The 25,543-nt window shown below is 64.1% G+C and carries 22 protein-coding genes and 1 riboswitch; of the genes, 11 read left to right on the top strand and 11 right to left on the bottom strand.

Annotated elements, in window-relative coordinates; genetic code table 11:
• The 6 genes from trpS to PV760_RS03930 all read right to left on the bottom strand — a co-directional run bounded on the left by trpS (position 1) and on the right by PV760_RS03930 (position 5,287).
• Positions 1–1,110: a tryptophan--tRNA ligase gene (gene trpS, locus PV760_RS03905; RefSeq protein ID WP_039240278.1), complete on the bottom strand. Its 1,110-nt coding sequence runs from the start codon at positions 1,108–1,110 to the stop codon at positions 1–3.
• 20 nt (positions 1,111–1,130) lie between these two features.
• Positions 1,131–1,964 carry an exodeoxyribonuclease III gene (locus PV760_RS03910; protein ID WP_055974664.1) on the bottom strand — a complete coding sequence of 278 codons (834 nt, stop codon included), beginning with the start codon at positions 1,962–1,964 and terminating at the stop codon, positions 1,131–1,133.
• 10 nt (positions 1,965–1,974) lie between these two features.
• Positions 1,975–2,541, bottom strand: a complete 567-nt coding sequence (locus PV760_RS03915) for a hypothetical protein (protein WP_018777243.1) — start codon at positions 2,539–2,541, stop codon at positions 1,975–1,977.
• Between the two features lie 139 nt (positions 2,542–2,680).
• Entirely contained in the window at positions 2,681–3,514 is an 834-nt protein-coding gene (locus PV760_RS03920) for an ABC transporter permease (RefSeq protein WP_039240274.1), read from the bottom strand.
• Positions 3,511–4,365: an ABC transporter permease gene (locus tag PV760_RS03925; protein WP_354627181.1), complete on the bottom strand. Its 855-nt coding sequence runs from the start codon at positions 4,363–4,365 to the stop codon at positions 3,511–3,513. The genes PV760_RS03920 and PV760_RS03925 overlap by 4 nt, the downstream gene beginning before the upstream one ends.
• Positions 4,358–5,287 (bottom strand): ABC transporter ATP-binding protein, encoded by a 930-nt coding sequence (locus PV760_RS03930; protein WP_354627182.1) that lies wholly within the window; start codon positions 5,285–5,287, stop codon positions 4,358–4,360. Before PV760_RS03930 ends, PV760_RS03925 begins: the two co-directional genes overlap by 8 nt.
• Positions 5,288–5,587: 300 nt before the next feature.
• On the opposite strand from PV760_RS03930, the gene aqpZ reads away from it, so the two are divergent.
• Positions 5,588–6,367: an aquaporin Z gene (gene aqpZ, locus PV760_RS03935; RefSeq protein WP_197493540.1), complete on the top strand. Its 780-nt coding sequence runs from the start codon at positions 5,588–5,590 to the stop codon at positions 6,365–6,367.
• An 85-nt stretch (positions 6,368–6,452) separates the two neighbouring features.
• On the opposite strand, the gene PV760_RS03940 is transcribed toward aqpZ, so the two are convergent.
• Positions 6,453–7,346, bottom strand: coding sequence for a bifunctional methylenetetrahydrofolate dehydrogenase/methenyltetrahydrofolate cyclohydrolase (locus tag PV760_RS03940; protein WP_018777238.1), 894 nt, complete (start codon positions 7,344–7,346; stop codon positions 6,453–6,455).
• 133 nt (positions 7,347–7,479) lie between these two features.
• Positions 7,480–8,778, bottom strand: coding sequence for a serine hydroxymethyltransferase (gene glyA / locus PV760_RS03945; protein ID WP_502921423.1), 1,299 nt, complete (start codon positions 8,776–8,778; stop codon positions 7,480–7,482).
• A gap of 116 nt (positions 8,779–8,894) precedes the next feature.
• Positions 8,895–8,980: riboswitch (ZMP/ZTP riboswitch) on the bottom strand.
• A 35-nt stretch (positions 8,981–9,015) separates the two neighbouring features.
• On the opposite strand from glyA, the gene purU reads away from it, so the two are divergent.
• The 3 genes from purU to PV760_RS03960 are packed head-to-tail and all read left to right on the top strand — an operon-like array spanning position 9,016 to position 11,077.
• Complete coding sequence (purU, locus tag PV760_RS03950; protein ID WP_354627184.1) at positions 9,016–9,867, top strand: formyltetrahydrofolate deformylase; 852 nt, start codon at positions 9,016–9,018, stop codon at positions 9,865–9,867.
• A 21-nt stretch (positions 9,868–9,888) separates the two neighbouring features.
• On the top strand, positions 9,889–10,548 hold the full coding sequence (locus tag PV760_RS03955) for a class I SAM-dependent methyltransferase (RefSeq protein WP_039240268.1): 660 nt from the start codon (positions 9,889–9,891) through the stop codon (positions 10,546–10,548).
• Between the two features lie 10 nt (positions 10,549–10,558).
• Positions 10,559–11,077 (top strand): gamma carbonic anhydrase family protein, encoded by a 519-nt coding sequence (locus PV760_RS03960; RefSeq protein ID WP_018777234.1) that lies wholly within the window; start codon positions 10,559–10,561, stop codon positions 11,075–11,077.
• Between the two features lie 76 nt (positions 11,078–11,153).
• Here the strand turns inward: PV760_RS03960 and PV760_RS03965 are convergent, their stop codons facing one another.
• Both PV760_RS03965 and PV760_RS03970 read right to left on the bottom strand, forming a co-directional pair.
• Positions 11,154–12,857 carry a flavin monoamine oxidase family protein gene (locus PV760_RS03965; protein WP_181423281.1) on the bottom strand — a complete coding sequence of 568 codons (1,704 nt, stop codon included), beginning with the start codon at positions 12,855–12,857 and terminating at the stop codon, positions 11,154–11,156.
• Positions 12,854–14,368, bottom strand: a complete 1,515-nt coding sequence (locus PV760_RS03970) for an amino acid permease (protein WP_354627185.1) — start codon at positions 14,366–14,368, stop codon at positions 12,854–12,856. Before PV760_RS03970 ends, PV760_RS03965 begins: the two co-directional genes overlap by 4 nt.
• Before the next feature lie 110 nt (positions 14,369–14,478).
• Between PV760_RS03970 and alr the strand changes: the two genes are divergently transcribed.
• Together alr and PV760_RS03980 are read left to right on the top strand one after the other, a co-directional pair.
• Positions 14,479–15,711, top strand: a complete 1,233-nt coding sequence (gene alr / locus PV760_RS03975) for an alanine racemase (RefSeq protein WP_354627186.1) — start codon at positions 14,479–14,481, stop codon at positions 15,709–15,711.
• A complete protein-coding gene (locus PV760_RS03980; protein ID WP_055974637.1) occupies positions 15,701–17,308 on the top strand; it encodes a PucR family transcriptional regulator in 1,608 nt (535 codons plus the stop codon). The genes alr and PV760_RS03980 overlap by 11 nt, the downstream gene beginning before the upstream one ends.
• Here the strand turns inward: PV760_RS03980 and PV760_RS03985 are convergent.
• Positions 17,305–18,150, bottom strand: a complete 846-nt coding sequence (locus PV760_RS03985) for a carbon-nitrogen hydrolase family protein (RefSeq protein ID WP_354627187.1) — start codon at positions 18,148–18,150, stop codon at positions 17,305–17,307. The genes PV760_RS03980 and PV760_RS03985 overlap by 4 nt on opposite strands.
• A 305-nt stretch (positions 18,151–18,455) precedes the next feature.
• On the opposite strand from PV760_RS03985, the gene PV760_RS03990 reads away from it, so the two are divergent.
• From PV760_RS03990 to PV760_RS04010, 5 genes are all read left to right on the top strand, one after another.
• A complete protein-coding gene (locus PV760_RS03990; RefSeq protein WP_354627188.1) occupies positions 18,456–19,646 on the top strand; it encodes an ROK family transcriptional regulator in 1,191 nt (396 codons plus the stop codon).
• Positions 19,647–19,776: 130 nt separating this feature from the next.
• Entirely contained in the window at positions 19,777–21,333 is a 1,557-nt protein-coding gene (gene mmsA, locus PV760_RS03995) for a multiple monosaccharide ABC transporter ATP-binding protein (RefSeq protein WP_018777227.1), read from the top strand.
• A 45-nt stretch (positions 21,334–21,378) separates the two neighbouring features.
• Positions 21,379–22,650 (top strand): multiple monosaccharide ABC transporter permease, encoded by a 1,272-nt coding sequence (mmsB, locus tag PV760_RS04000; protein ID WP_018777226.1) that lies wholly within the window; start codon positions 21,379–21,381, stop codon positions 22,648–22,650.
• A gap of 54 nt (positions 22,651–22,704) precedes the next feature.
• Positions 22,705–23,802, top strand: a complete 1,098-nt coding sequence (locus PV760_RS04005) for a substrate-binding domain-containing protein (RefSeq protein WP_035733403.1) — start codon at positions 22,705–22,707, stop codon at positions 23,800–23,802.
• Positions 23,803–24,089: 287 nt separating this feature from the next.
• Positions 24,090–25,541 (top strand): ABC transporter permease, encoded by a 1,452-nt coding sequence (locus PV760_RS04010; protein ID WP_354627189.1) that lies wholly within the window; start codon positions 24,090–24,092, stop codon positions 25,539–25,541.
• Positions 25,542–25,543: the final 2 nt, after the last annotated feature.

Raw genomic sequence — 25,543 nt, forward strand, 5'->3', positions numbered from 1 at the left:
TTAGCGGACCCCTTGCTCACCGTTGGCAGTCCCGCGGTACGGCAGGAAGCCGACCTTGGAGTAGACGTCAGTCAGGGTGGCGGAGGCGATTTCCCGTGCCTTGTCCGCACCGTGTGCCAGGAGCCGGTCCAGTTCCGCGGGATCGGCCAGGAGTTCGTTGGCGCGTTCACGGATGGGAGCGAGGTGCCCCGAGACCAGTTCCGCGAGGTCGACCTTCAGGTGGCCGTACATCTTGCCCTGGTAGTCGGCCACGATCTTCTCCACCGGCGTACCACTGATGGCCGAGTAGATGGTCAGCAGGTTGGAAACGCCGGGCTTGTTCTCGCGGTCATAGCGGATCTCGGTTTCGGTGTCCGTGACGGCGGATTTGATCCGCTTGGCCACGGTCTTGGGGTCGTCCAGCAGGTTAATGAGTCCCGCCGGTGATTCCGCGGACTTGGACATCTTGGCCGTGGGGTTCTGGAGATCGTAGATCTTGGCCGATTCCTTCTGGATGAAGGCCTCGGGGACCTGGAACGTTTCCCCGAACCGGCTGTTGAAGCGGTTGGCGAGGTCGCGGCTGAGTTCCACGTGCTGGCGCTGGTCTTCGCCCACCGGTACGCCGTGCGGCTGGTACAGGAGGATGTCGGCCGCCTGCAGGATGGGGTAGGTGAACAGGCCGACACTGGCGTGGTCTGATCCCTGCTTCTGGGCTTTGTCCTTGAACTGGGTCATCCGGGCGGCCTCGCCCATGCCCGTGATGCAGTTCAGGACCCATGCCAGCTGCGCATGCTCGGGTACCTGTGACTGGACGAACAAGGTGCACTTGTCCACGTCCACGCCACCGGCGATGTACTGGGCGGCAGTAACCCGGGTGCGTCGTGCGAGTTCCGCAGGATCCTGGGGCACGGTGATGGCGTGCAGGTCCGGGATGAAGAAGACGGCGTCGTACTCATCCTGCATGCGGACCCAGTTGACCAAGGCGCCGAGATAGTTGCCCAGGTGCAGGGAGTCCGCGGAGGGCTGCATGCCGGACAGGACACGGTGCTTGGCGCCGACTGCCGGTTTGGTGGACGTGGCGGCTTCCGGTGCGGCCACCGGATCGGTTTCAGTCGTGGTGGAACTTGTCATGGAGAAATACCTTAGGGAGCTCAGAGCCGGTAGTCGACTACCAGCGGTGCGTGGTCGGAGAAACGGGTGTCCCACGAAGGCGCCCGGTCCACCACAGCGGAGAAAGCAGCTGCAGCAAGGTCCGGCGTAGCCAGGTGGTAGTCGATGCGCCAGCCAGTGTCAGTGTCAAAGGCCTTACCGCGCTGGGACCACCAGGTGTAGGGGCCGGCGACATTTCCTGCCAGGCCCCTGTGGACATCCCTCCATCCGATTTCTTCGCCGAGGAAGCGGTCAAAGTAGGCGCGCTCCTCCGGGAGGAAGCCGGCACGCTTGACGTTGCCCTTCCAGTTCTTGATGTCGAGTTCCGTGTGTCCGACGTTGAGGTCGCCGACCACCAAGGCGTGGTCGCTGTGCTTGGCGAGCTCAGGGAGCCGGGTGATCATGGCGTCCAGGAAACGGAATTTGTCGTCCTGCTTCGGGGTTCCCACTTCGCCGGAGTGCACATAGGCGCTGACCACGGAGAGGGTGGTGGACTCCCCCGCACTGTTCTTGACGTTGAAGTCCGCTTCGACCCAACGACCGGACGTGTCGAAGTAGGAATCTCCGATGCCGATCCGGGTGGCCGTGGGCTCTTCGCGGGATGCAATGGCAACACCGGCACGGCCCTTGGCTTCAGCTTCGGTGTGGAGGATGTGCCAGCCTTCGCCGATCAGCTTCCGGACGATGTCATCGGGGGCGCGGACTTCCTGCAGGCAGAGAATGTCAACCTCGCGGGGCTCCAGCCATTCCGCCATGCCGTTCTTGTAGGCAGCCCTGAGGCCGTTGACGTTGACTGATGCGATGCGAAGGAAGTCCTTCTTCAATGCCGTACTCACCCGCTCTACTCTAGTCGATGATGGTGCCGGCAACGGGCTCGTCCGAGCCGCCGGAAGACTTGATCATATCCCTGGCGTTGGTGGCCGTAATGGCGATGGTTTCCAACGCGCGGTCGATGGTGTCCTGGTCCGCGGCAGCGCCCTTTGCACGCTCCCCGTCAACCACGCGCACCTGCACCTGCACGATCTTGAACGAGTGGTCCAGCTTGAGGTCACGAACCTCATCGGCCTGGCTGCGCTCGGCCACCACCCGCGTGCCACCGTTGTCCGCAACGTTCGACGACGGCGCGCGGCCGGTTGCCGAGTTGAAGGCGGCTTGGGCTTCGCTCAGTTTTGCCCCGGCCCGCTGTGCAGCCCTGCGGATGCTCAACACGACGAAGGTGGCAAGGGCCAGCCAACCGAAGGCGACGACGGCAACTACCCAGCCCACCACGTCGTTCTGGTTTGCCGCGAAGATAACGGCCACCAGGAAAGCGATGATGACAACGGTCATCCCCAGGCCGCCGATGCGGAAGCCCTTGAACATGCCTTTGCCGGCGGGGGACGTGGACGGGTGCGGGTCACCGAGAGATTGCATGAGCCCATTCTCTCAAACCCGGAAAGGTGCCCGGGACTCTTCCACGGACGGCGAACACGAGCCCCCATCCGTGGGAGTTTTTGTACACCAGATGCCCTCAACACGCCCTTTTACGGGCAGGAGGTGTACAAAAACTCCATCACTTGAGGAACAGCCGGCGCAGCCTTCCGGTGGTCAGCATGATGCCGAGCGCAATCATCACGACGTAGTAGCCCACATGGATGGCCGTGGCCGGGCTGAAAGACCCCACGCTGATCTGCCGCAGCAACTCCACACCGTGCCACAACGGCATGGCCTGGATAAGCCACTGGATGACCTGCGGGTAGACGCTGAGCGGGTAGAAGGTGGCGCTGAACAGGAACATGGGCAGCAGGAAGAAGTTGATCCAGTCCATTTGCTGGAACGTCTTCATGAAGCTGGTGATGCCCATGCCGAAGCTTGCGAATCCGAAGGCGATCAACACCGACGCCGGGATGACCAGGAGGGACCACCAACTGGTGAGCAGGCCCATGACACCCATGACCGCAGTGAACCCTGTGGCATAGAGAAGTCCCCGCAGCAACGCCAGGAAGATCTCGCCAATGGCGACATCCAGCGGCCCCAAGGAGGTGTAGAGCATCCCCTGGTAGAGCTTTGCGAAGTTCATCTTGAAGAAGACGTTCCAGGTGGAGTCGTAAATGGCACCGTTCATGGCGGACACGGCGAGGAGTGCCGGTGCGATGTAGGCCGCGTAACTGATTTCCTGGCCGCCTGGGCCTTCGACTGTTCCGACGATCGAGCCCATGCCCACTCCCATGGCCAGCAGGAACAGCACGGGCTCAAAGAACCCGGACACCAGGACCAGCCAGGTACTGCTCTTGGCCGCCATCAGCCCACGGCCCACAACAGCCCTTGCGTTGCGGGAGTACAGGGAACCAAACTTGCGTTCGCGGGCAAGGTCGGTGGCGCTGTGGCCGCCCGTGAGGACACTCATGAACCCATCCTTTTCACGAACTGCCGGCGCACGAGCACCCAGCCCCCAACGGCAGCCGCCACCAGGAACGCCACGTGGGTGATGGTCAGCAACGGCGGTTCATCCAGTCCGTACGTGAACACCCTGCCCAGCTCGGTTCCATGCCAGACCGGCGAAATCCAGCCGATCCAGCGGACAGCCAACGGCAGGGTATCCAGCGGGAAGAAGGTCCCGGAGAACAGGAACAAGGGCATCACAATGAACCGCTGCACCAGCGCGAACTGCCCTTTGTCCTGGGTGATGCTTGCCGCATAGGCCATCAGGGGCAGGCCAAAGGACAGCGCCGCCACGGTCGCCACCAGCGCAGAGACCCAGCCCCACGGACTCGGTGAAGCTCCAAAGATGGCCACTACCGCGAAGTAGACCACTGATTGGAGGAGGAAGCGCAGGGAGCTCGCCATGATGTGCCCGCTGGCGATTTGCTGCGGAATCAACGGCGAGGCGTGCGGGCCATAGAACACCCGGCGCCATTTGAAGCCATCCATGACGGGGTACGAGAACTCACCGGACGCCGTCATCACCGCTGCGGAGACCAGCAGCGCCGGCGCAACGAATTCCAGGTAGCTGACGCCGCCGAACGCCGACACGCTGTTGGCGTCCACCAACGTGGCCAGCCCGACTCCCATGGCGAACAAGTACGCAACGGGCTGCCCCACGCTGTAGAGGACCACGGACCAGCCGTAGTTGCGCATCACGCGGAGGACTTGCTCCGCATAGTAGAAGGAACCCCAGCGGCGAGCCCTGGCGGCCGAAACCTGCGGCGAGTGGGCCCGCAAAGGCTGCTCCGTCGTCGTGCTTTGCTTCTCAGTCAACGAGGCTCCTGCCGGTCAACCGGAGGAACACGTCCTCCAGCGACGAGCGGCGGACCAGCGAGGTCATGGGCCGCAGTCCGCGGGCGGACAACTGCTCCAGCGCGGCCTCGCCGTCGTGCGCGTAGATCAGTACGCGGTCCGGGAGGGTCTCCAGCCGCTCACCGATGCCTTCAAGTTCGACGCCGATGGTCGCGTTCCGCTCGGACCCGAACCTGAGCTCGAGTACTTCGCGCGAGGAGTGCTCGCGGATGAGGTTGGCAGGCGAACCCTCCGCCATGATCCGGCCCTTGTCCACCACGATCAGACGGTCACAGAGTTGCTCCGCCTCGTCCATGTAGTGGGTGGTCAGGATGAGGGTGACGCCGCTTTCCTTGAGCCGGAACAACCGGTCCCAGAGGATGTGGCGGGCCTGCGGATCAAGGCCGGTGGTGGGTTCGTCCAGGAGGAGTATGCGGGGCTCGTTGATCAGCGAGCGGGCGATGGTCAATCGCCGCTTCATGCCGCCGGAGAGCGCGTCCACCTTGGAATTGGCCTTGTCAGTCAATTGCGCGAACTCGAGCAACTCGTCCGCCTTCGGACGCAAGTAGCGCAGGGGCAGGCCGAAATAGCGGCCGTACACGATCAGGTTCTCGCGGACCTTGAGTTCTTCGTCCAGGTTGTCCTGCTGCGGCACCACGCCCAGATGCGCCCGTACCTCGGGGCCGTGCGTTTCGGGGTCCAGGCCCATGATGCTCAGCGAGCCCGACGTGCGCTGGGAGACGCCACCGATCATTTTCATGGTGGTGGACTTGCCTGCGCCGTTGGGCCCGAGCAGGCCGAAGGACTCCCCCGCCGGAACGTCGAAGGAGATGTTGTCGACGGCGGTGAGGTCACCGTAGGCCTTGGTGAGGTTCCGGGCACTGATGACGGTGGGTCGGTTCATGTCGAAGCCGGGTTGCAGTGATTCTGACTGTGTTGGTGACTGTGTTGGAGACGGTGACGGGGAGCGGATTGCTTCATTGTGCACCCTCAGCAGACTAGTAGCGCCCGCCGACATGTGAAAGATGTGTTCCGCAACTTTCTGGATTTAGCCGATGCAGGCACCGGGGACCTGCGCCCGCAACCAGCTGTCCTTTCCGAAAGACAGGCCCGGAATCGCGTCACAAACACGGGAGCAGCCGCACGACGTTCTTGGGGTGAACCGCCCCCAACGCAAACAACCTCCAAAACTGAAAGGCTCAGCATGGCCAGCCGCAATACCAAGACCATCCCACGACCCACGGATCCCGGTGCCGGCCCGGCTTTGGTCTCCAGGCTCGGCGCTGAAGCTTTGGGCACATTTATTTTGGTTTTCGGTGGCGTGGGAACTGCGCTGTTCGCAGCAAGCTTCCCGGATCCTGCTAACGCCGTGGGGGTCGGATTCCTGGGCGTGTCCCTGGCTTTCGGCCTGACGGTCGTCGCCGGTGCCTACGCTTTCGGTCATGTCTCAGGCGGGCACTTCAACCCCGCGGTGACGATCGGCCTGGCAGTCGCCGGGCGTTTTCCGGCCAAGGACATAGCGGCCTACATTGGGGCGCAGCTTGTGGGCGGCGCGGCAGGCTCCAGCGTGCTGGCCGTCATCGCTGCCGGCGGCTCCGACGGCTTCTTCACTGCCGCCCGGGCAGCCGGATTCGCCTCCAATGGTTTCGGCGACCACTCCCCCGGGGGCTTTGGCCTTGGTTCGGCGCTGATGACCGAATTCGTCCTGACCGCTGTCTTCGTCCTGGTCATCCTTGGCGTCACTGACCGGCGTGCACAGGCCGGATTCGCCGCACTTGCCATCGGGTTCAGCCTGACCCTCATCCACCTCATCAGCATTCCCGTGACCAACACCTCGGTGAACCCGGCCCGTTCCATCGCCACGGCCCTGTATGCCGACAACTGGGCGCTGGGCCAGCTCTGGGTCTTCATCGTTGCCCCCATCGCCGGAGCCATCGCTGCAGCCGCCCTGTACCGCGTCGTATTCGCAGCGAAAACACCATGACCGAGGTCCACTAGGGCGCTCCCCGCGGGACGGAAAAGGGCGCCCGCTCCCAACGGAGCGGGCGCCCTTTCTGCATTCAGCGAGGTTACGCGATGCCGGCCTGGCGTTCGGCGCTCTCCACGACGTTGGCAAGCAGCATGGCGCGGGTCATCGGACCCACGCCGCCCGGATTCGGGGACAACCAGGCGGCGACGTCGGCAGCTGCCGGGTCCACATCGCCGGTGACAACAGCCTTGCCGTTGCCGTCGTCCACGCGGCTGACGCCGACGTCGAGCACGATTGCGCCCGGTTTGAGGTCTTCTGCCTTGATCATGTGCGGCACGCCGGCGGCGGCAATCACGACGTCGGCCTGCTTGAGTTCCGCGGGCAGGTCCACGGTTCCGGTGTGGGCCAGGATCACCGTTGCGTTGACTTCCTTGCGGGTCAGCAGCAGTCCGATGGGACGGCCGATGGTCACGCCGCGGCCAACCACCAGGACGCGCTTGCCCTTGAGGTCGATGTCGTGGCGGCGAAGCAGCTCCACACAGCCCTTGGGCGTGCAGGGCAGCGGCGACTTCATTTCACCGTTCACGTTGGCCACCAGGCGGCCAAGGTTCATGGGGTGCAGGCCGTCGGCGTCCTTCTCCGGGTCCATGGCTTCCAGGATGACGTCCTGGTCGATGTGCTTGGGAAGCGGGAGCTGGACGATGTAGCCGGTGCACTCGGGGTTCTCGTTGAGTTCCTGGACGACCTTCAGGAGGTCTTCCTGGGAGATGTCCTCGGGGAGGTCGCGGCGGATGGACTGGATGCCCACCTCTGCGCAGTCCTTGTGCTTGCCGCCGACATACCAGGTGCTGCCGGGGTCGGAGCCCACCAGGATGGTGCCCAGGCCGGGGACGATGCCCTTGGCGGCAAGGGCAGAAACGCGGGTGGTCAGTTCTGCCTTGATGGCGGCGGCGGTGGCCTTGCCGTCAAGGATCTGTGCGGTGGACTGTGTCATTCCATCTGCTCTTTCTGCTGGGAGGCTCATGCCAACGGGACCCGCCGCCGTAGGTGTGGCGGCGGATCCCGTTGGCTCCGGTTCAGTGCCGGGGTAATGCGTGTTCAGCGCTTGTTGTCGCAGGAACCGCTGGTTACCACTGCTCGTGCTGCGGGTACAGCGGGAAGTTGTCGGCGAGCTTGTCGACGCGTGCCTGAAGGGCCTCTGCATCAACGCTGCCGGCGGCGCCCTTTACGAGTGCGGTGGCGATGATGTCGGCAACCTCGGTGAACTCGTTGGCACCGAAACCGCGGGTAGCCAGGGCGGGCGTACCGATGCGGAGGCCGGAGGTGACCATCGGCGGGCGGGGGTCGAACGGAACAGAGTTCCGGTTCACGGTGATGCCCACCGAGTGCAGGAGGTCTTCGGCCTGCTGGCCGTCCAGCTGGGAGTTGCGCAGGTCAACCAGGACCAGGTGGACGTCGGTGCCGCCGGTGAGGACCGAGACGCCGGCTTCGGCGACGTCGGCCTGGTTGAGGCGGTCAGCGATGATCTTGGCGCCCTCAAGGACGCGCTCCTGGCGTTCCTTGAACTCCTCGCTGCCGGCGATCTTGAATGCAACGGCCTTGGCTGCGATGACGTGCATGAGCGGGCCGCCCTGCTGGCCCGGGAAGACGCTGGAGTTGAGCTTCTTGGCCCACTCCTGCTTGCCCAGGATCACGCCGGAACGCGGACCTGCCAGGGTCTTGTGGACCGTGGAGGTGACGACGTCGGAGTGCGGCACCGGGCTCGGGTGCAGTCCTGCTGCTACAAGACCTGCGAAGTGCGCCATGTCGGTCCACAGGAGCGCACCGACTTCGTCGGCGATGGAACGGAAAGCTGCGAAATCGAGGTGGCGCGGGTAGGCGGACCAGCCTGCGATGATGACCTGCGGCTTCTCGGCGATGGCCTGCTCGCGGAGCTTGTCCATGTCGATGCGGAAGTTGTCTTCTTCAACCTGGTAAGCCGCTACATTGTAGAGCTTGCCGGAGAAGTTGAGCTTCATGCCGTGGGTCAGGTGTCCGCCGTGGGCCAGGGACAGGCCGAGGATTTTGTCGCCCGGGTTGATCATGGCGGACAGTGCTGCAGCGTTTGCCTGGGCACCGGAGTGGGGCTGGACGTTGGCGTATTCGGCGCCGAAGAGTTCCTTGACCCGGTCGATGGCGAGCTGCTCAGCGACGTCGACGTATTCACAACCGCCGTAGTAGCGGCGGCCCGGGTAACCCTCGGCATACTTGTTGGTCAGGACGGAGCCCTGGGCTTCCATCACGGCGCGGGGGGCGAAGTTTTCGGAGGCAATCATTTCCAGGGTGCCGCGCTGGCGGCCAAGCTCCTGGTCGAGGACTGCTGCGATCTCGGGATCGAGTTCGGCGAGCGACTGGTTGCTGACAGACGCTGAAGTGGTGGTAGTCACGGAGATCTCCTGGCTAGGGAACGGGTGGTGCTACAGGTCAGGCTACCGGCAGCAGCATTCCCGCGTCCCCTTGATGACAGGAGGCATCGGTCACTTGCGTGCGACGGTAAGACATGACCCTCGGCCCAGGCGTACGATCCGTGGTCTTCGTGATTGCCGCTCCCTGGTGGTAGTCCACCCAACGCCAGTTGCGACCCGTTAACAGTACAACAAGGCAGCACCGGTAGGCTTGTCCGTGTGACTGACTCCACCGCTTTTGTTGTGACCCTCTCCTGCCCCGACCGCCCCGGCATCGTGCACGCTGTTGCCGGCGCACTCCTTGACGCCGGGTGCAATATCGCCGATTCGCAACAATACGGAAGCCCCACCACCGGCAACTTCTTCATGCGCGTGGAGGCGACGACGTCGAGCACCCAGGCGGAACTGGCCGCCGCCTTGCAGCCGGTGGCGGACACCTTCGGCATGACGTGGCAGATCAACCCCGTTGGCCGGAAGGTGCGCACCATCATCCTGTGCTCCAAGGACGCCCACTGCCTCAACGACCTGCTGTTCCAGCAGCGCACGGGCACCCTGCCCATCGAGGTTCCGGCCATTGTCTCCAACCACCGCGATCTGGAGGAACTGGCCAACTTCTACGGCATCCCGTTCCACCACATCCCCGTGACACCGGAAACCAAGCCGCAGGCGGAGGCTGAGCTCCTGAAGCTGATCGCCGAGCACGACGTCGAATTGACCGTCCTGGCCCGGTACATGCAGGTCCTCTCCAACGAACTCTGCACGGAGTTGAACGGCAAAGCCATCAACATCCACCACTCGTTCCTCCCCTCTTTCAAGGGCGCAAAGCCTTACCACCAGGCGCACGCCCGCGGAGTGAAGATCATCGGCGCCACGGCGCACTATGTGACCGCAGACCTGGACGAGGGGCCGATCATCGAACAGGAGGTCATCCGAGTGGACCATGCGCGCACGGCGGCCCAGTTCGTCCAGATGGGCCGAGACGTGGAGGGCCGCACGCTGGCCCAGGCAGTGCAGTGGCACGCCGAGCACCGCGTCCTCCTGGATGGCACCCGGACCGTGGTGTTCAACTAACACCACTCCTAAGCTGGGGGTATGCAGGGCCTTCCTGATCCGGAGCGCGACCTCGCCGTCTATTACGACCGCCATGCCGCCGCACGGAATACCCGCTCGCTGACTCCCCACCGGGTTGAGTGCCGGGAGTGGTTCATCCGGCTGCTCAAGTCCGAACACCGTCGTTCCTTGCTGGAGCTCGGCTGTGGCACCGGTGTTGAAGGCGTGGAGTTCGTCCGCGCCGGGCTGCACTACACGGGTGTGGACCTGTCGCCGGAGAGCGTCCACGTGGCCCGCGCCGCAGGACTCGACGCGTCGGTTGCGAGCGGGCGGGACCTGCCGTTTGCGGATTCAGCCTTCGAAGCGGCGTGGACCATGAGCACGCTGTTACATGTCCCCAACAGCGGGATTCACGACGTCGTCCGCGAACTCGTGCGGGTCACCGCACCGGGTGCGCCAATCGCCGTCGGACTCTGGTCCGGTGACGACGACGAAGTTCTGAACCCGGAGGACCTGGAAGAACCGCGGCGTTTCTTCAGCCGCCGCAGTGACGAAACCGTGCGGCGGATTTTTGGGGAACACGGCGTGGTGGAGCATTTCCGAACGTGGCCGGAAGGTGTGGGCGTTGAGTCCGGCCCCGGCGCGGGAAACTGGGAGCAGCACTACCAATTCCTGGTGCTCCGCACCCCTTCAGCCAACTAGGCTGGGCTTCATGGCTCCTTCTTACACTTTTGCCGGGGACACTCCGGACATCCATGAAACCGCCTTCGTGGCGCCCACCGCGTCCATTATCGGCAAAGCCACCTTGGCCCAGGATTCCAGCGCTTTCTACGGCGTCTCCGTCCGCGCTGATACAGCCGCGATCAAGGTGGGGGCGGGTTCCAACCTGCAGGACAACGTGGTCCTTCACGCCGATCCCGGTTTTCCCTGCACCGTCGGCGAGCGCGTCTCCGTCGGGCACAGCGCTGTGGTCCACGGCTGCACAGTGGAGGACGACTGCCTCATCGGCATGAGTGCCACCATCCTCAACGGCGCGGTGATCGGCACGGGTTCCCTCATTGCTGCCGGCGCCGTCGTGTTGGAAGGCACCGTCATTCCCCCGCGCTCCCTCGTAGCGGGCGTTCCTGCCAAAGTCCGCCGCGAATTGACGGACGAAGAATTCGAGGGCGTGAAGCACAACGCCGCCCACTACAAGGAACTCGCAGCGGCGCACCGGGACATGCACGCTTAACGCCGAATGCGAGGCCCGCTCTGCGTCCCCTGCGGTGGGTTTGGGGCGTAGAGCGGGCCTCGCAATGCAAAAGGGACTAGTCCAAGCTGATCGGGCCGAGCTCGTCCAGCAGGTCACCCGGGCCGGGGTTTCCGGCGGCGGACGAGCCACCCAGGTGGTTCACCACGCCCCAGACGGCATTCAGGCCCGTGGTGACGGCGCCCTCGGCCCACCCGGCGGTGAAGGACACGTCATCACCGGCGAGGAAGATGCCGCGCTGGTTCCCGGGCAGTTTGTCCTGCTTGAAGTGCGTGAACAGCCGCTGCTGGTAGCGGTAGTGTCCGGGCAGGTTGGCCTTGAAGGCCCCCATGAAGTTGGGGTCCGCTTCCCAGGAGACGGTGATCGGCTGCCCCACAATGTGGCTCGCGATGTCAACGCCCGGATAGATCTGCTCCAGCGAGTGGAGCATCAACTTGACGCGCTCCTCCGCAGTGAGGGCGAGCCACTTCAGGGCGTCGTCGTTCCACGTGTAGGACAGGAGGATGACGGCGGGCTTGTCCGGGCCGTCGTCGAGCAAGTACGTTGCCCGGTTGAGGCGGTCGGTGAGGGTCATGGACAAGACTTCACGCCCGGTCTCCGGGTCGATGTCCTTCCAGAACGGCCGGTCCACCATCACGAAGGTCTTGGACGACTGCATGTAGTGCGAGCGTTCGATCGCGGTCCACATCTCCGCGGGGAACAGTGCCTCTTCGGTATGGATGCGGGTGGAGAGCAGCCACGACTGGCATGTGGTGACCACGGCCTGGTAGCTGGCTTCGCGTCCCCAGTTTTCCCGCACCACGAGGTCGCCGTTCTCTGCCCGGCGGATGTTGTCCACGGCACCGCGCGGCGAACCTGAGTGCAGGGAGGCCAGCGAGGTTCCTTCCGGCCAGTGCTTCAGGCCCGACGGCGCGTGGTTCCAGAGTGCCTCCGGGAGCCTTTGCGCGCCGCCCGAAATGGAGCGGTGCTGGTCGTCGGCGTCGGTGTACACGACGCGCAGGATCTCAAGGATGGAGTTGGGGAAGTCGGTGTCCCAACCGCCCGTGCCGAAGCCGACCTGGCCGAATGCCTCGCGGTGGGCGAAGCCGGCTTCCTTGAAGGACTTGCTGGCAGCGATGAAGCCGTAGAAGGTCTGCTCGTCCAGTTCGGGCAGGAGCGCGTTCCAGAGTTCCTTGATCCGCTTGGTGTCACGGGCCTTGATGGCTTCCTGCATCTCCGCGAACGCGGCACCGTCGTTGACTGCGGCTTTCCAGGCGTCGGCCACTTCACGGAAGAACACGGGCAGTTCGTCGGCGGTGGTGGCGTAATGCTTCTTGCCCGCGAGCTCGATCACGGTGCTGGATGTTGCCGGTGCCATGGGGTTGGGGAATTCGTTGGTGTCCAGCCCCAGGAGGTCCACGTAGTGGTAGAACGCCTTGCCGGAAACCGGGAAGCGCATGCCGCCGAGGTCGGCTACGACGCCGGGCGCGGACGGGAAGCTCGCGGTCCGGAGCCGGCCACCGATCTGGTCGGCCTCGTAAATGACCGGTTTGAGTCCAAGCTTCATGAGTTCGTAGGCGGTCACGAGTCCGGAGAGGCCCGCACCGATGACAGCGACTTCGGTGCCGTACATTTCCTCCGGGACGGAGCCAAGCCCGTCCGGGTGTGCCAGGTAGTGGTCGTAGCTGAAGGGGAAGTCCGGGTTCAGCATGGTGATCGGCGCTTCACTGGCGCCCGGTGCTGCGGGTTCCCCGGCGACGGGAAGTTCGGTGGCGATGGTCATGGTTTTGCTGCTTTCACAGGTTCCGGGCTCATGGCCCTGGTGGTCATTTCACGGTAGTCCTGCTCGCTGAGCGCGGCTACCTTGGAGTTCCGGCGTCCATAGCCGAAGTAGACGGCGATGCCCACCAGCATCCACACCCCAAAGGTGATCCAGGTATCTGCGCCGAGGTTGAGCATCAGGTAGGCGCACATCAGGGCGCCCAGGATCGGCGTGACCGGGTATAGGGGAACGCGGAAGCTTCGCTCGAGGTCCGGGCGGTTGCGTCGCAGGTAGATCACGGCGACGTTGACCAGGGCAAAGGCAAACAACGTGCCGATGCTGGTGGCGTCCGCCAGCGCGCCCAGCGGGACAAGGCCCGCAGTGAGGGCGACGGCGGTGCCGATGATGAGCGTTCCCGCCACCGGAGTGCCGGTCCGCGGGGAGACGCGGCCGAAGATTTTGGGCACCATGCCGTCGCGGGACATGGACAGCATGATGCGCGTCTGGCCGTAGAGGACCGTCAGGACGATGCTGGCGATGGCGAGCACAGCACCGATGGAGAAGACCAGGGCGATCCAGGGCTGGCCGGTGATCTCGTGCAGGATCTGCACCAGGGCCGCTTCTGTACCGTCGAACCATCCCCACGGGCGGGCGCCGATGGCGGCCACGGATACGAGGACGTAGATGCTGGTGACGATCACCATGGACAGCATGATGGCCCTGGGAAGGTCACGCTTGGGGTTCCTGGCCTCTTCCCCTGCCGTGGAGGCGGCGTCAAAGCCGATGTAGGAGAAGAAGACGCTGGAGGCCGCTGCCGAAACACCCGCGGCGCCCATGGGCAGCAGGGGCTCGAAGTTGCCGGCATTGAAAGCCGAGAAAGCCACTGCGCAGAAGAAGATCAGGATGCCCACCTTGATGATGACAATCGCTGTGTTGATCCACGCACTCTCGCGGGCGCCCCGGACCAGCAGGATCATGGCGAAGACCACGATCACCACGGCCGGCACGTTGACCACCCCGCCGTCCCCGGGAGGTTGGGACAACGCGTCCGGAAGTACCTGCCCAAAGGCGGCCAGGGTCTCATTGACGTACTGTCCGGCGCCGACGGCAACTGCTGCCACGGAGACGGCATACTCCAGCACCAGGCACCAGCCGCAGATCCACGCCATGCCCTCACCCATGGTGGCGTAGGAGTACGAGTAGCTTGACCCGGCAACCGGCACGAGGCCCGCCATCTCGGCATAGGAAACAGCGGAGAGGAGCGCAGCAAGGCCTGCGATGACAAAGGAGATCCAGATGGCCGGACCTGCCAGCGGAACGGATTCGCCGAGAATGACGAGGATGCCGGTGCCGAGCGTGGCACCAACGCTGATCATGGTCAGCTGCAGCACGCCGAAGCTGCGGACCAGCGGAGTGCCGCCTTCGCCGCTGCCGGACTCGCTGACCATCTGCCCAATGGGCTTTCGGCGCAGCAACTGGGCTCCGAGGCTCGGCCTCGCAGCGCCCACCGCCGCTGGATTTTCGGTGTTCACAGGCACAGTCACCCTTGACGTCCCTTCAAAGTAGTTTCGATTTCCCCTCCACAAGACTGGCATGTGAGCCACCTCTCACCACGGTGCAAAATGACCTATAGTGTTCAACCATGAGACGTAATGCACACTATCAAGAGGCTGCCCCAGCGACCCTCTCCGGACAGGTCACCGTTGACCTGTCCGCCATTTCAGACAACGTCAAGGCCCTGAAACAGCGCACCGAGGCGCCGTTCTTCATGGCCGTGGTGAAGGGCAACGCCTATGGGCACGGCCTGGTGGAAGTGGCCCGAACTGCTGCCGATGCCGGGGCCGATTGGTTGGGAACAGCCCAACTCACGGAAGCCATCGCCCTCCGCAAAGCAGGCATCACCCTGCCCATCCTTTCCTGGCTCTATCTGGCATCCCAGACAAGTGCCACCATTCTCGAAGCGCTGGAGAACGACATCGACGTGTCCCTCGGGAGCGTTGGCCAACTGGAAGTCCTGGCGGGCATCGCCGGCCGCCTTGGCCGCCCCGCCGTCGTCCATCTCGAACTGGACAGCGGCCTCAGCCGTGGCGGCGCGCGCAAGGAAGACTGGGCGGAACTCGTGGCGCACGCGCGGCAAGCCGAAATCGACGGAACCCTCCGCGTCCGCGGCCTCTGGACCCACCTGGCCTGGGCCGATGTCCCGGCACACCCTGGCAACGCAGCCGCCGTCGCCGAGTTCGAGGATGCCGTCCGTGAAGCCCGTGACGCCGGGCTGGCCCCCGAACTGCGGCACGTTTCCAGCTCCGCCAACATCCTGGACCGCCCCGAATTCCACTTCGACATGGTCCGCGCAGGGCTGGCAATCTATGGCCTCGCTCCGGCGGACCACCTCAACCCGGCGGACTTCGGGCTGCGCCCGGCGCTGAGCGTTACTGCGCCGCTGGTCATGGTGAAAAAGGTCCCAGCGGGCACCGGGGTCAGCTACGAACACCAGGCCATCACCTACGAACCCCGGTACCTGGGGCTCATCCCGCTCGGCTACGCGGACGGCATTCCCAAGGGCATCAGCGGACGCTCGGTGGTGAACATCGCTGGCCGCAGCGTGCCGGTAATCGGCAAGGTCTGCATGGACCAGTTCATGGTGGACCTCGGGCCGGATGCGTCCGGAATCGCCGTGGGAGACACCGCCGTACTGTTCGGCGATCCCTCCAGCGGAGCGGCGAGCGCCGACGACTGGGGTGCCGCGATCGGCAGCCATGGAGACGAGATCATCAACAGGATCGCACCGCGCCTCCCCCGCGCCTACTCGACTACCGCCTACCAATGCCCCGACTACCAGGAGCCGGCAGCCGCCGGGCATGGCAATGTCGCCTGAGCCCGCCACCGCCCGCCTGAGCTTCGTCACGCTTGAGCAGTTCCTGGAGCAGCTGCCGCCCGAGTTGAAAATGATTCACGACGGCGGCAGCGGCGGCTCGCTGCTGCGGTGGGTGGAACCCAGTGAGCTCGAAGACCCCACGCCCTACCTGCCCGAGGGCGAATTCCTCCTCACCGCCGGGCTGCCCTTCCTTGGGGAGGGCGGCACGGCGGCGAAGGTGGACGCCTACGTCCGCCGGCTCGTGGACGCCAAGGTCGCTGCACTGGGGTTCGGCATCAGACCCTACTTCGACGCCGTACCTGAGGCCCTGGTCGAAGCGTGCCGCACCCACGACCTCACCCTTTTCGAGGTACCGGAGTCCGTCCCGTTCGCCGCGATCGGTCTTGAATTCTCGCAGCTTCTGGAGACAGACAACGCACGCGTTTTCCGGCAGCTCGCCGAGACCAACCGGCAGCTCATGCGCGCGGTCCTCTCCCCCAGGCCGGAACACGAACTGCTGGCAGCCCTCGTCCAGCGCGTACCGGTGTGGGCGCTGCTGGTGGGGGCGGACGGGCGGGTCAGGGCACGCGGGCACAATGCCGGCGGCAGCAACGGCGTCGAGCATTCACTGCTGGCACCGATGCTGGAGCGGCTGCTGTCCGGCAGCGGTCCCCGCGTGGAGATGGACGGCTTTGAGCAGCCGGGATCGGCGCTGGTGTTCGGGCACCCCCTGCGGAGTACCAAAGACGCGAACCTTGGCGCGTTGATCCTCGGTTCGGACGCGCCGCTGACACCTGCGCAGAACAACGTGGTGCAGTCGGCCGTGGGATTGCTGGAACTGCTGGTGCGGCAACGAACCAGCGGATCCCTGGCTCCGAGCCAGCTCGCCACCGCGGTGTTGCTTCATCCGGACTCCCTGGCTACCGGCGGGACCAAGCACGTCAACGGCCTCAAGGACCTGCTGGCACAGAGTTTGTCGTCCACCAGGTCGGCGCAGATGCGGGTGGTGCAGGGTGTCCGGGTGGATGGGGCGGCCGACGACGGTCCCGTCCGCGAGGTGCTCCAATGGCGGCGTCTGCTCGACACCAAGCTGGTGGAGATCACCGAGTACGGTTTCGCGGCGATCACCCGTTTGAGGGTCGATGATTCGCTGCTGGCCGACATCGAAAAACTGGGCTGGCGCCTGGTGATTGGCGAACCGACGGAACTTCACGGGCTCTCAGCGGCCTACCAGCGGGCAAGCTCCCTGCGGTCCCGGGTTGTCTCCAGTGGCATGAGCGCACGCGTGGACGAAGTGACGTGGTCGGTCACCGGCCTTCTGGGACGCGAAGCGGGGACCATGCTGGCCGAGCGGCTTCTGGCGCCCGTGCTGGCGTTGGAACCGGACCGCAGGGATCCGCTGCTGTCCGTGCTGCGGGGATGGCTCAGCGAAAACGGAAGTTGGGACGGCTCCGCCAAATTGCTCGGCCTGCACCGGAACAGTGTGCGTCGGCAGATCGGCGTCCTCGGGGAGCTGCTGGACATGGACCTCAACCAGGCGCAGGTACGGGCAGAGTTGTGGTTCGCGCTGCAGTACGTGGACGGGTTGGTGACGGCGGACCGGGAGGCCACTGCCTAGGCCTGCTGCTCCCACTCGGTGTACAGTTCCGGCCTGCGTTCGCGCAGGTACGGGACTTCGTCACGGGCGGCCTTGACCGTTTCCGTACCGACCTCCGCGAACAACAACGCTGCGCCCTCCCCTGCGGCGGCGAGCAGCGAACCGTCAGGACCGGCCACCACGCTGCCGCCCAGGAAGTTGTAGATGTCCTCGTGGCCGGAATGGTTGGCGTAGGCCACGTTGAGCTGGCTTTCCAATGCCCTGGCGCGGATGAGCACTTGCGGCACGTTCTCGAACCCGGCGGAAAGGGCTGTCGGCACCAGCAGGAGTTCAGCACCGCGGGTGGCTGCTGCACGCACTGCCTCAGGGAACTCGACGTCGTAGCAGATCAGCATCGACGTGCGGATTCCGTTGAAATCCACGACGGCGGGAGGTACTTGGGCGCCGACGAACGCCTTGTGTTCCTCCGGACCGAAGAGGTGGACCTTGGCGTAATTGAGGATTTCATCGCCCGAAGCGTCCAGCAAAGTGGCCGTGATGTGCCAGGCGTCGCCGGCCAAAGCCGGCTGCGCGGCGTCGTCGTGTGCTGCCTCCTTGGGGGCGACGGCCGGCAGGCTGTAGACCAAGCCAATGCCGTGAGTGCGCGCGATCCCGGCCAAGCGTTCGCGAACGGCCGGCAAAGTGGCGGGGTCCAACTCGGCATGCAGGCGCAGTGGCGCGTAACCAACAGGGAACAGCTCCGGGGTGAGCAGCAGAGCAGCTCCCGCGCTGGAAGCACGCTGGGCTGCGTCCTCGATTGTGCGCAGGTTGGCGTCCACGTCCATGACGGAGGCGTTCGCCTGCAGGATTGCGAGCAGCATCATTACCACCTTGTTTCACCTGATCCCTGCCGTCCGTGGGCATGGGACATCTTCTTGGTTCAAGCCTAGGCTTCGCTCCGTTGCATACGGCGATGCAATTGGACCTGCGGGCCGCGAACCCGGGACGCATTGCACGCGCCTCCCTGTTGCGGGGCCCGCTCTGCGCCTAAAAAGTTGGGGATAGGGCGCATATCGGGCCTCACAGGGGGTACTTAGAGAGTGTCCTTGCGTTGGAGTATGTCAGTGATACTTGACTCACTGTGTTCACTTCTTGACTACAACGCATCTTCTGGGGCAATCTTCTTGTCATGCCCGCTACGCAGCGCTCAACGAAGAGCCATCCAAGAAAACCCGGCTCGCAGTCCGCGCTCCGCCACCTCAATCAGCAGCGCATCATCGAGTGCTTGCTGAGCGGACCGTCCACGCAAGCCGAGCTTTCGCGGCAGACCGGCCTCTCCACCGCCACGATCTCGAACATCGTCAAAATCATGCAGGACGCCGGCCTGGTGTCCACCGAACCGACCACGAGCTCCGGCCGCCGCGCAACCAACGTACGGCTGAACAGCAACGGGGCTGTCGCCGTCGGAATCGACTTCGGACGCCGCCACCTGCGGGTGGTTCTGGCCTCGCTGGGTTACCACGTTATTGCCGAGGACTACATCGAGTTGCCCTTGGGTCACCAGGCGGAAGAGGGCATCGCCGCTGCGGTCCGCCTGCTGGAGAAACTGCTCCGTGAGAACGGCATCGACCGAACGGCCGTAGTCGGAGCAGGAGCCGGCATTCCCGGCCCGATCGACCGCAGATCCGGCACCGTCGCGCAAGGCGCCATCCTTCCCGAATGGGTGGGCATCGACATCCTCCACAGGCTGGAGGAAGCACTGAATTGCCCCGTCTTTGTTGACAACGACGCCAATCTTGGCGCGCTGTCCGAAGTGACCTGGGGACCGCACAGCGGAGTCTCCAACCTCATGTTCCTCAAGATCGGTTCGGGCATTGGCGCCGGCCTGATCCTCAACGGATTCCCGTACTACGGCAACGTCGGCATCACCGGTGAAATCGGCCACGCGACGATCCATGAACACGGCCTCGTGTGCCGCTGCGGGAACCGGGGTTGCCTGGAAACGATAGCGTCCACCACCACCATGATCGAGCTGTTGGGCCGCGGCCAGGAGACATTGCTGACGCCCCAGGACATCGTGCGCAATTGCCTCGCCGGGGACTCCGCGACACAGCGCGTCGTGGACGACGCCGGCCTGGCCGTGGGACGTGCACTGGGGAACGTTTCCAACCTGATCAACCCCGAGGTCATCGTTGTCGGTGGCCCGCTGGCTGGTCTTGGCGACCTGCTCCTGGACCCCATCCGCAGGGGCCTGGTACGCCATGCCGTGCCCGTCGTGGGCGAAACGACGCACCTGGCAATGTCCTCCCTCGGCGCCCGGGCAGAGGCCCTCGGAGCGGCCGCTTTGGTGTTCCAGCACGCCGGTGTTACTGGTAGGTAACGAAATCGTTAGCTGGATCATGCGTTCAAGTCTTGACGACAAGATAGGTGATCCAGTTTACTTTTTCATCAGACAGCTCCGCCGTTTGCGGGGCCGACAACGAAGTCATGCATTGGAGGCGTAAGGGCTGATGACAACCCTCGACACGCAAGGCGAGCCCATCCTTTTGGAGATGCGCTCCATCACCAAGGAATTCCCTGGAGTGAAAGCCTTGTCGAACGTAAGCCTGCGCGTAATGGCCGGCGAGATCCACGCAATCTGTGGTGAGAACGGTGCAGGCAAATCCACGCTGATGAAGGTCCTGTCCGGGGTCTACCCCTACGGCAGCTACACCGGCGACATCGTGTACCAGGCCGAGACGCAGCAGTTCAAGGACATCCGCGCCAGTGAAGCGGCCGGCATCGTGATCATCCACCAGGAACTGGCACTGATCCCGGAACTGTCCATCATGGAGAACATCTTCCTGGGCAACGAACCGACGAAGTGGGGTGTCATTGACTGGGCCGAGGCCCGTAAGCGTTCCCTCGAACTCCTTGCCCGGGTAGGCCTCCGGGAAGACCCGGACACCCCCATCAAGGAAATCGGTGTCGGCAAGCAGCAGCTGGTGGAAATCGCCAAGGCGCTGAACAAGTCCGTGAAGCTCCTGATCCTGGACGAGCCCACCGCAGCACTGAACGAATCGGACTCCCAGCACCTGCTGGACCTGATCCTTGGCCTCAAAGGCCGCGGCATCACCTCGATCATCATTTCCCACAAGCTCAACGAGATCGAACAGATCGCGGACGAGATCACCATCATCCGCGACGGTAAGTCGATCGAAACGCTGAACGTCAAACGCGATGGCGTGGATGAGGACCGCATCATCAAAGGCATGGTCGGCCGGACGCTCGAGTCCCGCTTCCCGGACCACGAGCCCAAGATCGGCGAAGTCTTCTTCGAGGTCAAGGACTGGACAGTGGGTCACCCCCAGATCCAGGACCGCCTCATCTGCAAGGGATCCAACTTCTTTGTACGCCGCGGTGAGATCGTCGGCTTCGCAGGCCTTATGGGTGCCGGCCGCACGGAACTTGCCAGGTCGGTCTTCGGCCACTCCTACGGCCGGTTCATCAAGGGCCAGATCTACAAGGACGGCAAGCCGATCCAGCTCCGCAGCGTCAGGGCAGCGATCGACGCCGGACTCGGCTACGTGACCGAAGACCGGAAGTCGCTCGGGCTGAACCTGCTGGACGACATCAAGACGACCACCGTTGCGGCCAACCTTCGCGCCATCAGCAACTACACCGTAGTTGATGACCGCAAGGAGTTCAGCGTCGCGGAGGAATACCGGAAGTCGCTTCGGACCAAGACCCCATCGGTTGAAGAGGGCGTAGCCAAACTCTCCGGTGGCAACCAGCAAAAGGTGGTGCTGGCCAAGTGGATGTTCACCGACCCGGACCTCCTGATCCTGGATGAACCCACCCGCGGCATTGACGTGGGCGCCAAATACGAGATCTACGGCATCATCCAAAGGCTGGCCGACCAGGGCAAGGGAGTGATTGTCATTTCCTCGGAGCTTCCGGAGCTCCTGGGCCTGTCCGACCGTATCTACACCATCTTCGAAGGCGCCATCACCGGCGTCCTGGACAAGAACGAAGCAAGCCAGGAAAGCCTCATGAAGCTGATGACTTCCTCCCGCAAAGCAGCCTGACCCTTTGGCCCAGCCCCGCCCCTTCCTGACACAAGGACCAAAACAATGAACGCGCTCAAGAAGCTATTTGGTGGCAATACCCGCCAGTTCGGCATGATCTTCGCCCTGGTGGCACTTATCGTCTTCTTCCAGATCTTCACGGACGGCCGCACGTTGACGCCCGGCAACGTGATCAACCTGTTCAACGGCAACTCTTACATCCTCATCCTGGCCATCGGCATGGTCCTGGTTATCATCGCCGGCCACATCGACCTCTCCGTGGGATCCGTGGCAGCATTCGTGGGCGTGTTCGTGGCCCTCGCAATGCGTGACTGGGGCCTGCCCTGGTGGGCCGGTGTGCTCTTCGGGCTGCTCCTTGGTGCCGTGATCGGTGCCTGGCAAGGGTTCTGGGTGGCATACGTCGGCATACCCGCGTTCATCGTGACGCTGGCCGGCATGCTCCTGTTCCGCGGCTTCAACCAGTTTGTCGGCAAGTCCAACACCATCCCGGTCTCCAAGGACTTCCAGTACCTCGGTTCCGGCTACCTTCCGGAGATCGGCCCGAACACCGGCTTCAACAACCTCACCTTGCTCCTGGGCATCGTTGCTGCAGCATTCGTCGTCATCATGTCGCTGCGTGCCCGCGCTGCCAACAAGGCTTTGGGCGCAGACGTTCCCGAGCTCTGGGTTGAGGTCACCAAGCTGGTCCTCATCTGCGGAGCGATCCTCTACGCCACGTACTTGTTCGCCACCGGCCGCCCCGGAACGTCCTTCCCCATCCCCGGCCTGATCCTGGCCGTCCTGGTCCTCATCTACGGTTTCATCGCAGACAAGACGGTCCTTGGCCGCCACGTCTACGCTGTGGGTGGCAACCGCCACGCAGCCGAGCTGTCCGGCGTGCAGTCCAAGAAGGTCAACTTCATGGTCATGATGAACATGTCCGTCCTGGCAGGCCTGGCCGGCATGATCTTCGTTGGCCGCTCCACGGCATCGGGCCCGTTCGATGGCGTTGGCTGGGAACTGGATGCCATCGCAGCCGTCTTCATCGGTGGCGCAGCCGTTACCGGTGGCGTCGGTACCGTGATCGGCTCGATCGTCGGTGGCCTTGTCATGGCCGTCCTCAACAACGGCCTGCAGCTTCTGGGCGTCGGCGCCGACCTCACCCAGATCATCAAGGGCCTGGTGCTTCTGGCCGCCGTTGCCTTCGACGTCTACAACAAGTCCCAGGGCAAGCGTTCGATCACCGGTTTGCTGCTGAAGAACTTCCAGCGCAACAACAACGAACTCAAGCCCGACGAAACCACCTCCACCAAAGAGGTCATCTCCAAGGAAGCGTAATCCCGCTTCCGCTCGACTCGCTCCACCCCACCCACACAGAAAGTGAACCAAGATATGCGAATGTTTGGTAAAGCAGGAAAGGCAGCAGCAGTCGCTGCCATCGCGGCACTGGCGCTGACAGCCTGCGGCCGCACTGACAGCGGCTCAAGCAGCAGCACGGCAGGCGGGGAAGCGTTCCCCAAGGACTCGCTGATCGGCGTCGCACTTCCGCAGAAGACCAGTGAAAACTGGGTCCTCGCGGAGAAGCTGTTCAACGATGGCCTCTCCGGCGCCGGCTTCAAGGCCGACGTCCAGTTCGCCAACGGCGGCGTGTCCGAGCAGCAGAACCAGATCAGCGCCATGGTCACCAAGGGTGCCAAGGTCATCATCGTGGGAGCCATCGACGGCGCCCAGCTGGGTACCCAGCTTCAGCAGGCCAAGGACTCCGGCGCCACCGTTATCGCCTACGACCGTCTGCTCCTGAACACGGACAACGTGGACTACTACGTGGCATACGACAACTTCAAGGTCGGTGTCCTGCAGGGCCAGGCGTTGCTGGACGGACTGAAGGCCAAGAAGCCTTCCGGCCCGTACAACATCGAGCTCTTCGCTGGTTCCCCTGATGACGCCAACGCCAAGGTCTTCTTCGACGGCGCCATGAGCGTCCTGAAGCCGAAGATCGACGACGGCACCCTCAAGGTTGTCTCCGGCCAGACCTCCTTCGAGCAGGCCGTTACCCAGGGCTGGAAGGCAGAGAACGCTCAGCGTCGCGCTGACACGCTGCTCACCGGCAGCTACGGCACCGCTTCGCTCGACGGCGTCCTGTCCCCGAACGACACCCTGGCCCGTGCAGTGCTGACGTCCGTCAAGGCCGCCGGCAAGCCGCTCCCCGTGGTCACCGGCCAGGACTCCGAAGTTGAGTCCGTGAAGTCCATCATGGCCGGCGAGCAGTACTCCACCATCAATAAGGACACCCGCAAGCTCGTTGAGCACGCCATCACCATGGTGAAGGACCTCCAGGCCGGCAAGCAGCTGGAGATCAACGACAAGGACTCCTACAACAACGGCGTCAAGACTGTTCCTGCGTTCCTCCTGCCGCCGCAGATCGTTACGGCTGAGAACGTCAAGACGGCTTACGTCGACGATCCGGTACTCGGCCCGATCACCAAGTAACACCCGAGCACCAAGTAATACAGCAAGCCCCGGTCCGCCAGCAGGCGGGCCGGGGCTTTCGCTTGCTCAGGTTCTGCTGGATCATCGAGCCCCCAGGGCGGGCCAGAACTCCGTAATTCGGGGTTCCGGGTAACAGCGAAAGTGAATGATCCAGCAGAATTTCGTGACCCAAGGCTTTCACAGCCCACACATAGCTTCGGCTGGAGTGCCGCACAGCAGCGCTCAGCAATGTTGGACCTGCAGCCCGCGTCCCGTGGGCCACGAACTTGCAGGTCCAGAGGAGAAACGTGAGCGTCCTTGCCCGAAGCGTAGGCAATGCCTTCCGCAACAAAATCAGAACAGCGGCGGTGGTCGCCGTCCTCGCCGTAGCGATCGGGCTGGCTTTGGCCATGCTCGTGGCCAACCAGGCGGTGGGCGCCAAAGTGCAGGAGCTCAACGCCTCCGTAGGCACTACCCTGACGGTCAACCCGGCGGGCGGGCAAGGCTTCGAAGGCGGCGGCGAACCCCTCACGACGGCGGAAGCCGGGACCGTGGCGTCGGTCGCCAATGTCACCTCGGTAGTCGGAACCAAGGCCCTGCGCCTGCAGACTGCAACGACAGGAACCACAGGAACCACGCAGCAGGCGGCTCCTGGAGGCGGCTTCGGCCCTGGCGGCCAGCAGGCTACGGTCAGCACCAACCTGACAGCGGCCATCGACGCCGGCACCCTGGGCAACCGCAACAATGCCAACGGAAATTCGGGAACGGGCACCACCGCCCTGCCCGCCCGGGCCCTTCCGATCACGGCAACGGGCATCGGTGCGGAGGTCGACAGCACCGGCAAAGCACTGAATATCACCAGCGGCACCGGGCTGGGCGATTACACGGCTGCCGGTGGGAAGGCCCTGGTAGGCACGTCCTTGGCAGAAAAGAACAGCCTGAGTGTCGGGTCCACCTTCACCGTGCAGGACAAGACGTTCACAGTGGCCGGTATCTTCGACGCCGGCACCGCGTTCGGCAACAATGCCGTCTACCTGACGCTCCCCGAAGCCCAGACCCTGGCGTCAACACCGGACGAGCTCTCCAGCATGATCGTCACGGTCAACAGCATGGAGAACGTCGACAGCACCAAAACGGCCGTCCAATCGGCTCTCGGCACGGATAAAGCCGACGTCACCCAAGGCCAGCGCAACCTTGAAACAGCCGTCAGCTCCTTGGACAGTGTGAAGAACATTTCCATGGTCGCCTTCATTGCGGCCCTCGCCACGGCGGGGATCATCATCCTGCTCATCATGGTCATGCTGGTCCGTGAACGCCGCCGCGAAATCGGCGTGCTGAAAGCCATCGGTGCTCCCAACCGCACCATCGGCCTGCAATTTGTCCTCGAGTCCCTGGTTCTCGTTGCCATGGGCAGCGTAGTGGGCGCGGTGATTGCATCGTTCGCCAGTGGCGGCATCGCCTCGGCACTGATCAGTTCAAACACAACCACGACGGCGGCCCCCACCAACCAGCGCGGCGGCGGCCTTGCCGGCGCCATGCCAAACGGGGCGGTACCCGGTGGTGGCGGCTTCCCCGGCGGCGGGCAGGGAGGTCCGTTTGGCGGGGCCTCACAGTTGCTCAGCTCCGTCACGGCCAGCGTCTCCCCCGGCGTCCTCGCGGCCGGCATCGCCGCGGTGTTCGCCGTCGCCATCATCGGTGCGCTGGTTCCGGCGCTGCTGACCGCCCGCATCCGTCCCATCGAAGTACTCCGAGGAGAATAGCC

It is taken from the genome of Paenarthrobacter sp. CC6, assembly GCF_040560085.1.
Taxonomy (GTDB): Bacteria; Actinomycetota; Actinomycetes; order Actinomycetales; family Micrococcaceae; genus Arthrobacter; species Arthrobacter nicotinovorans.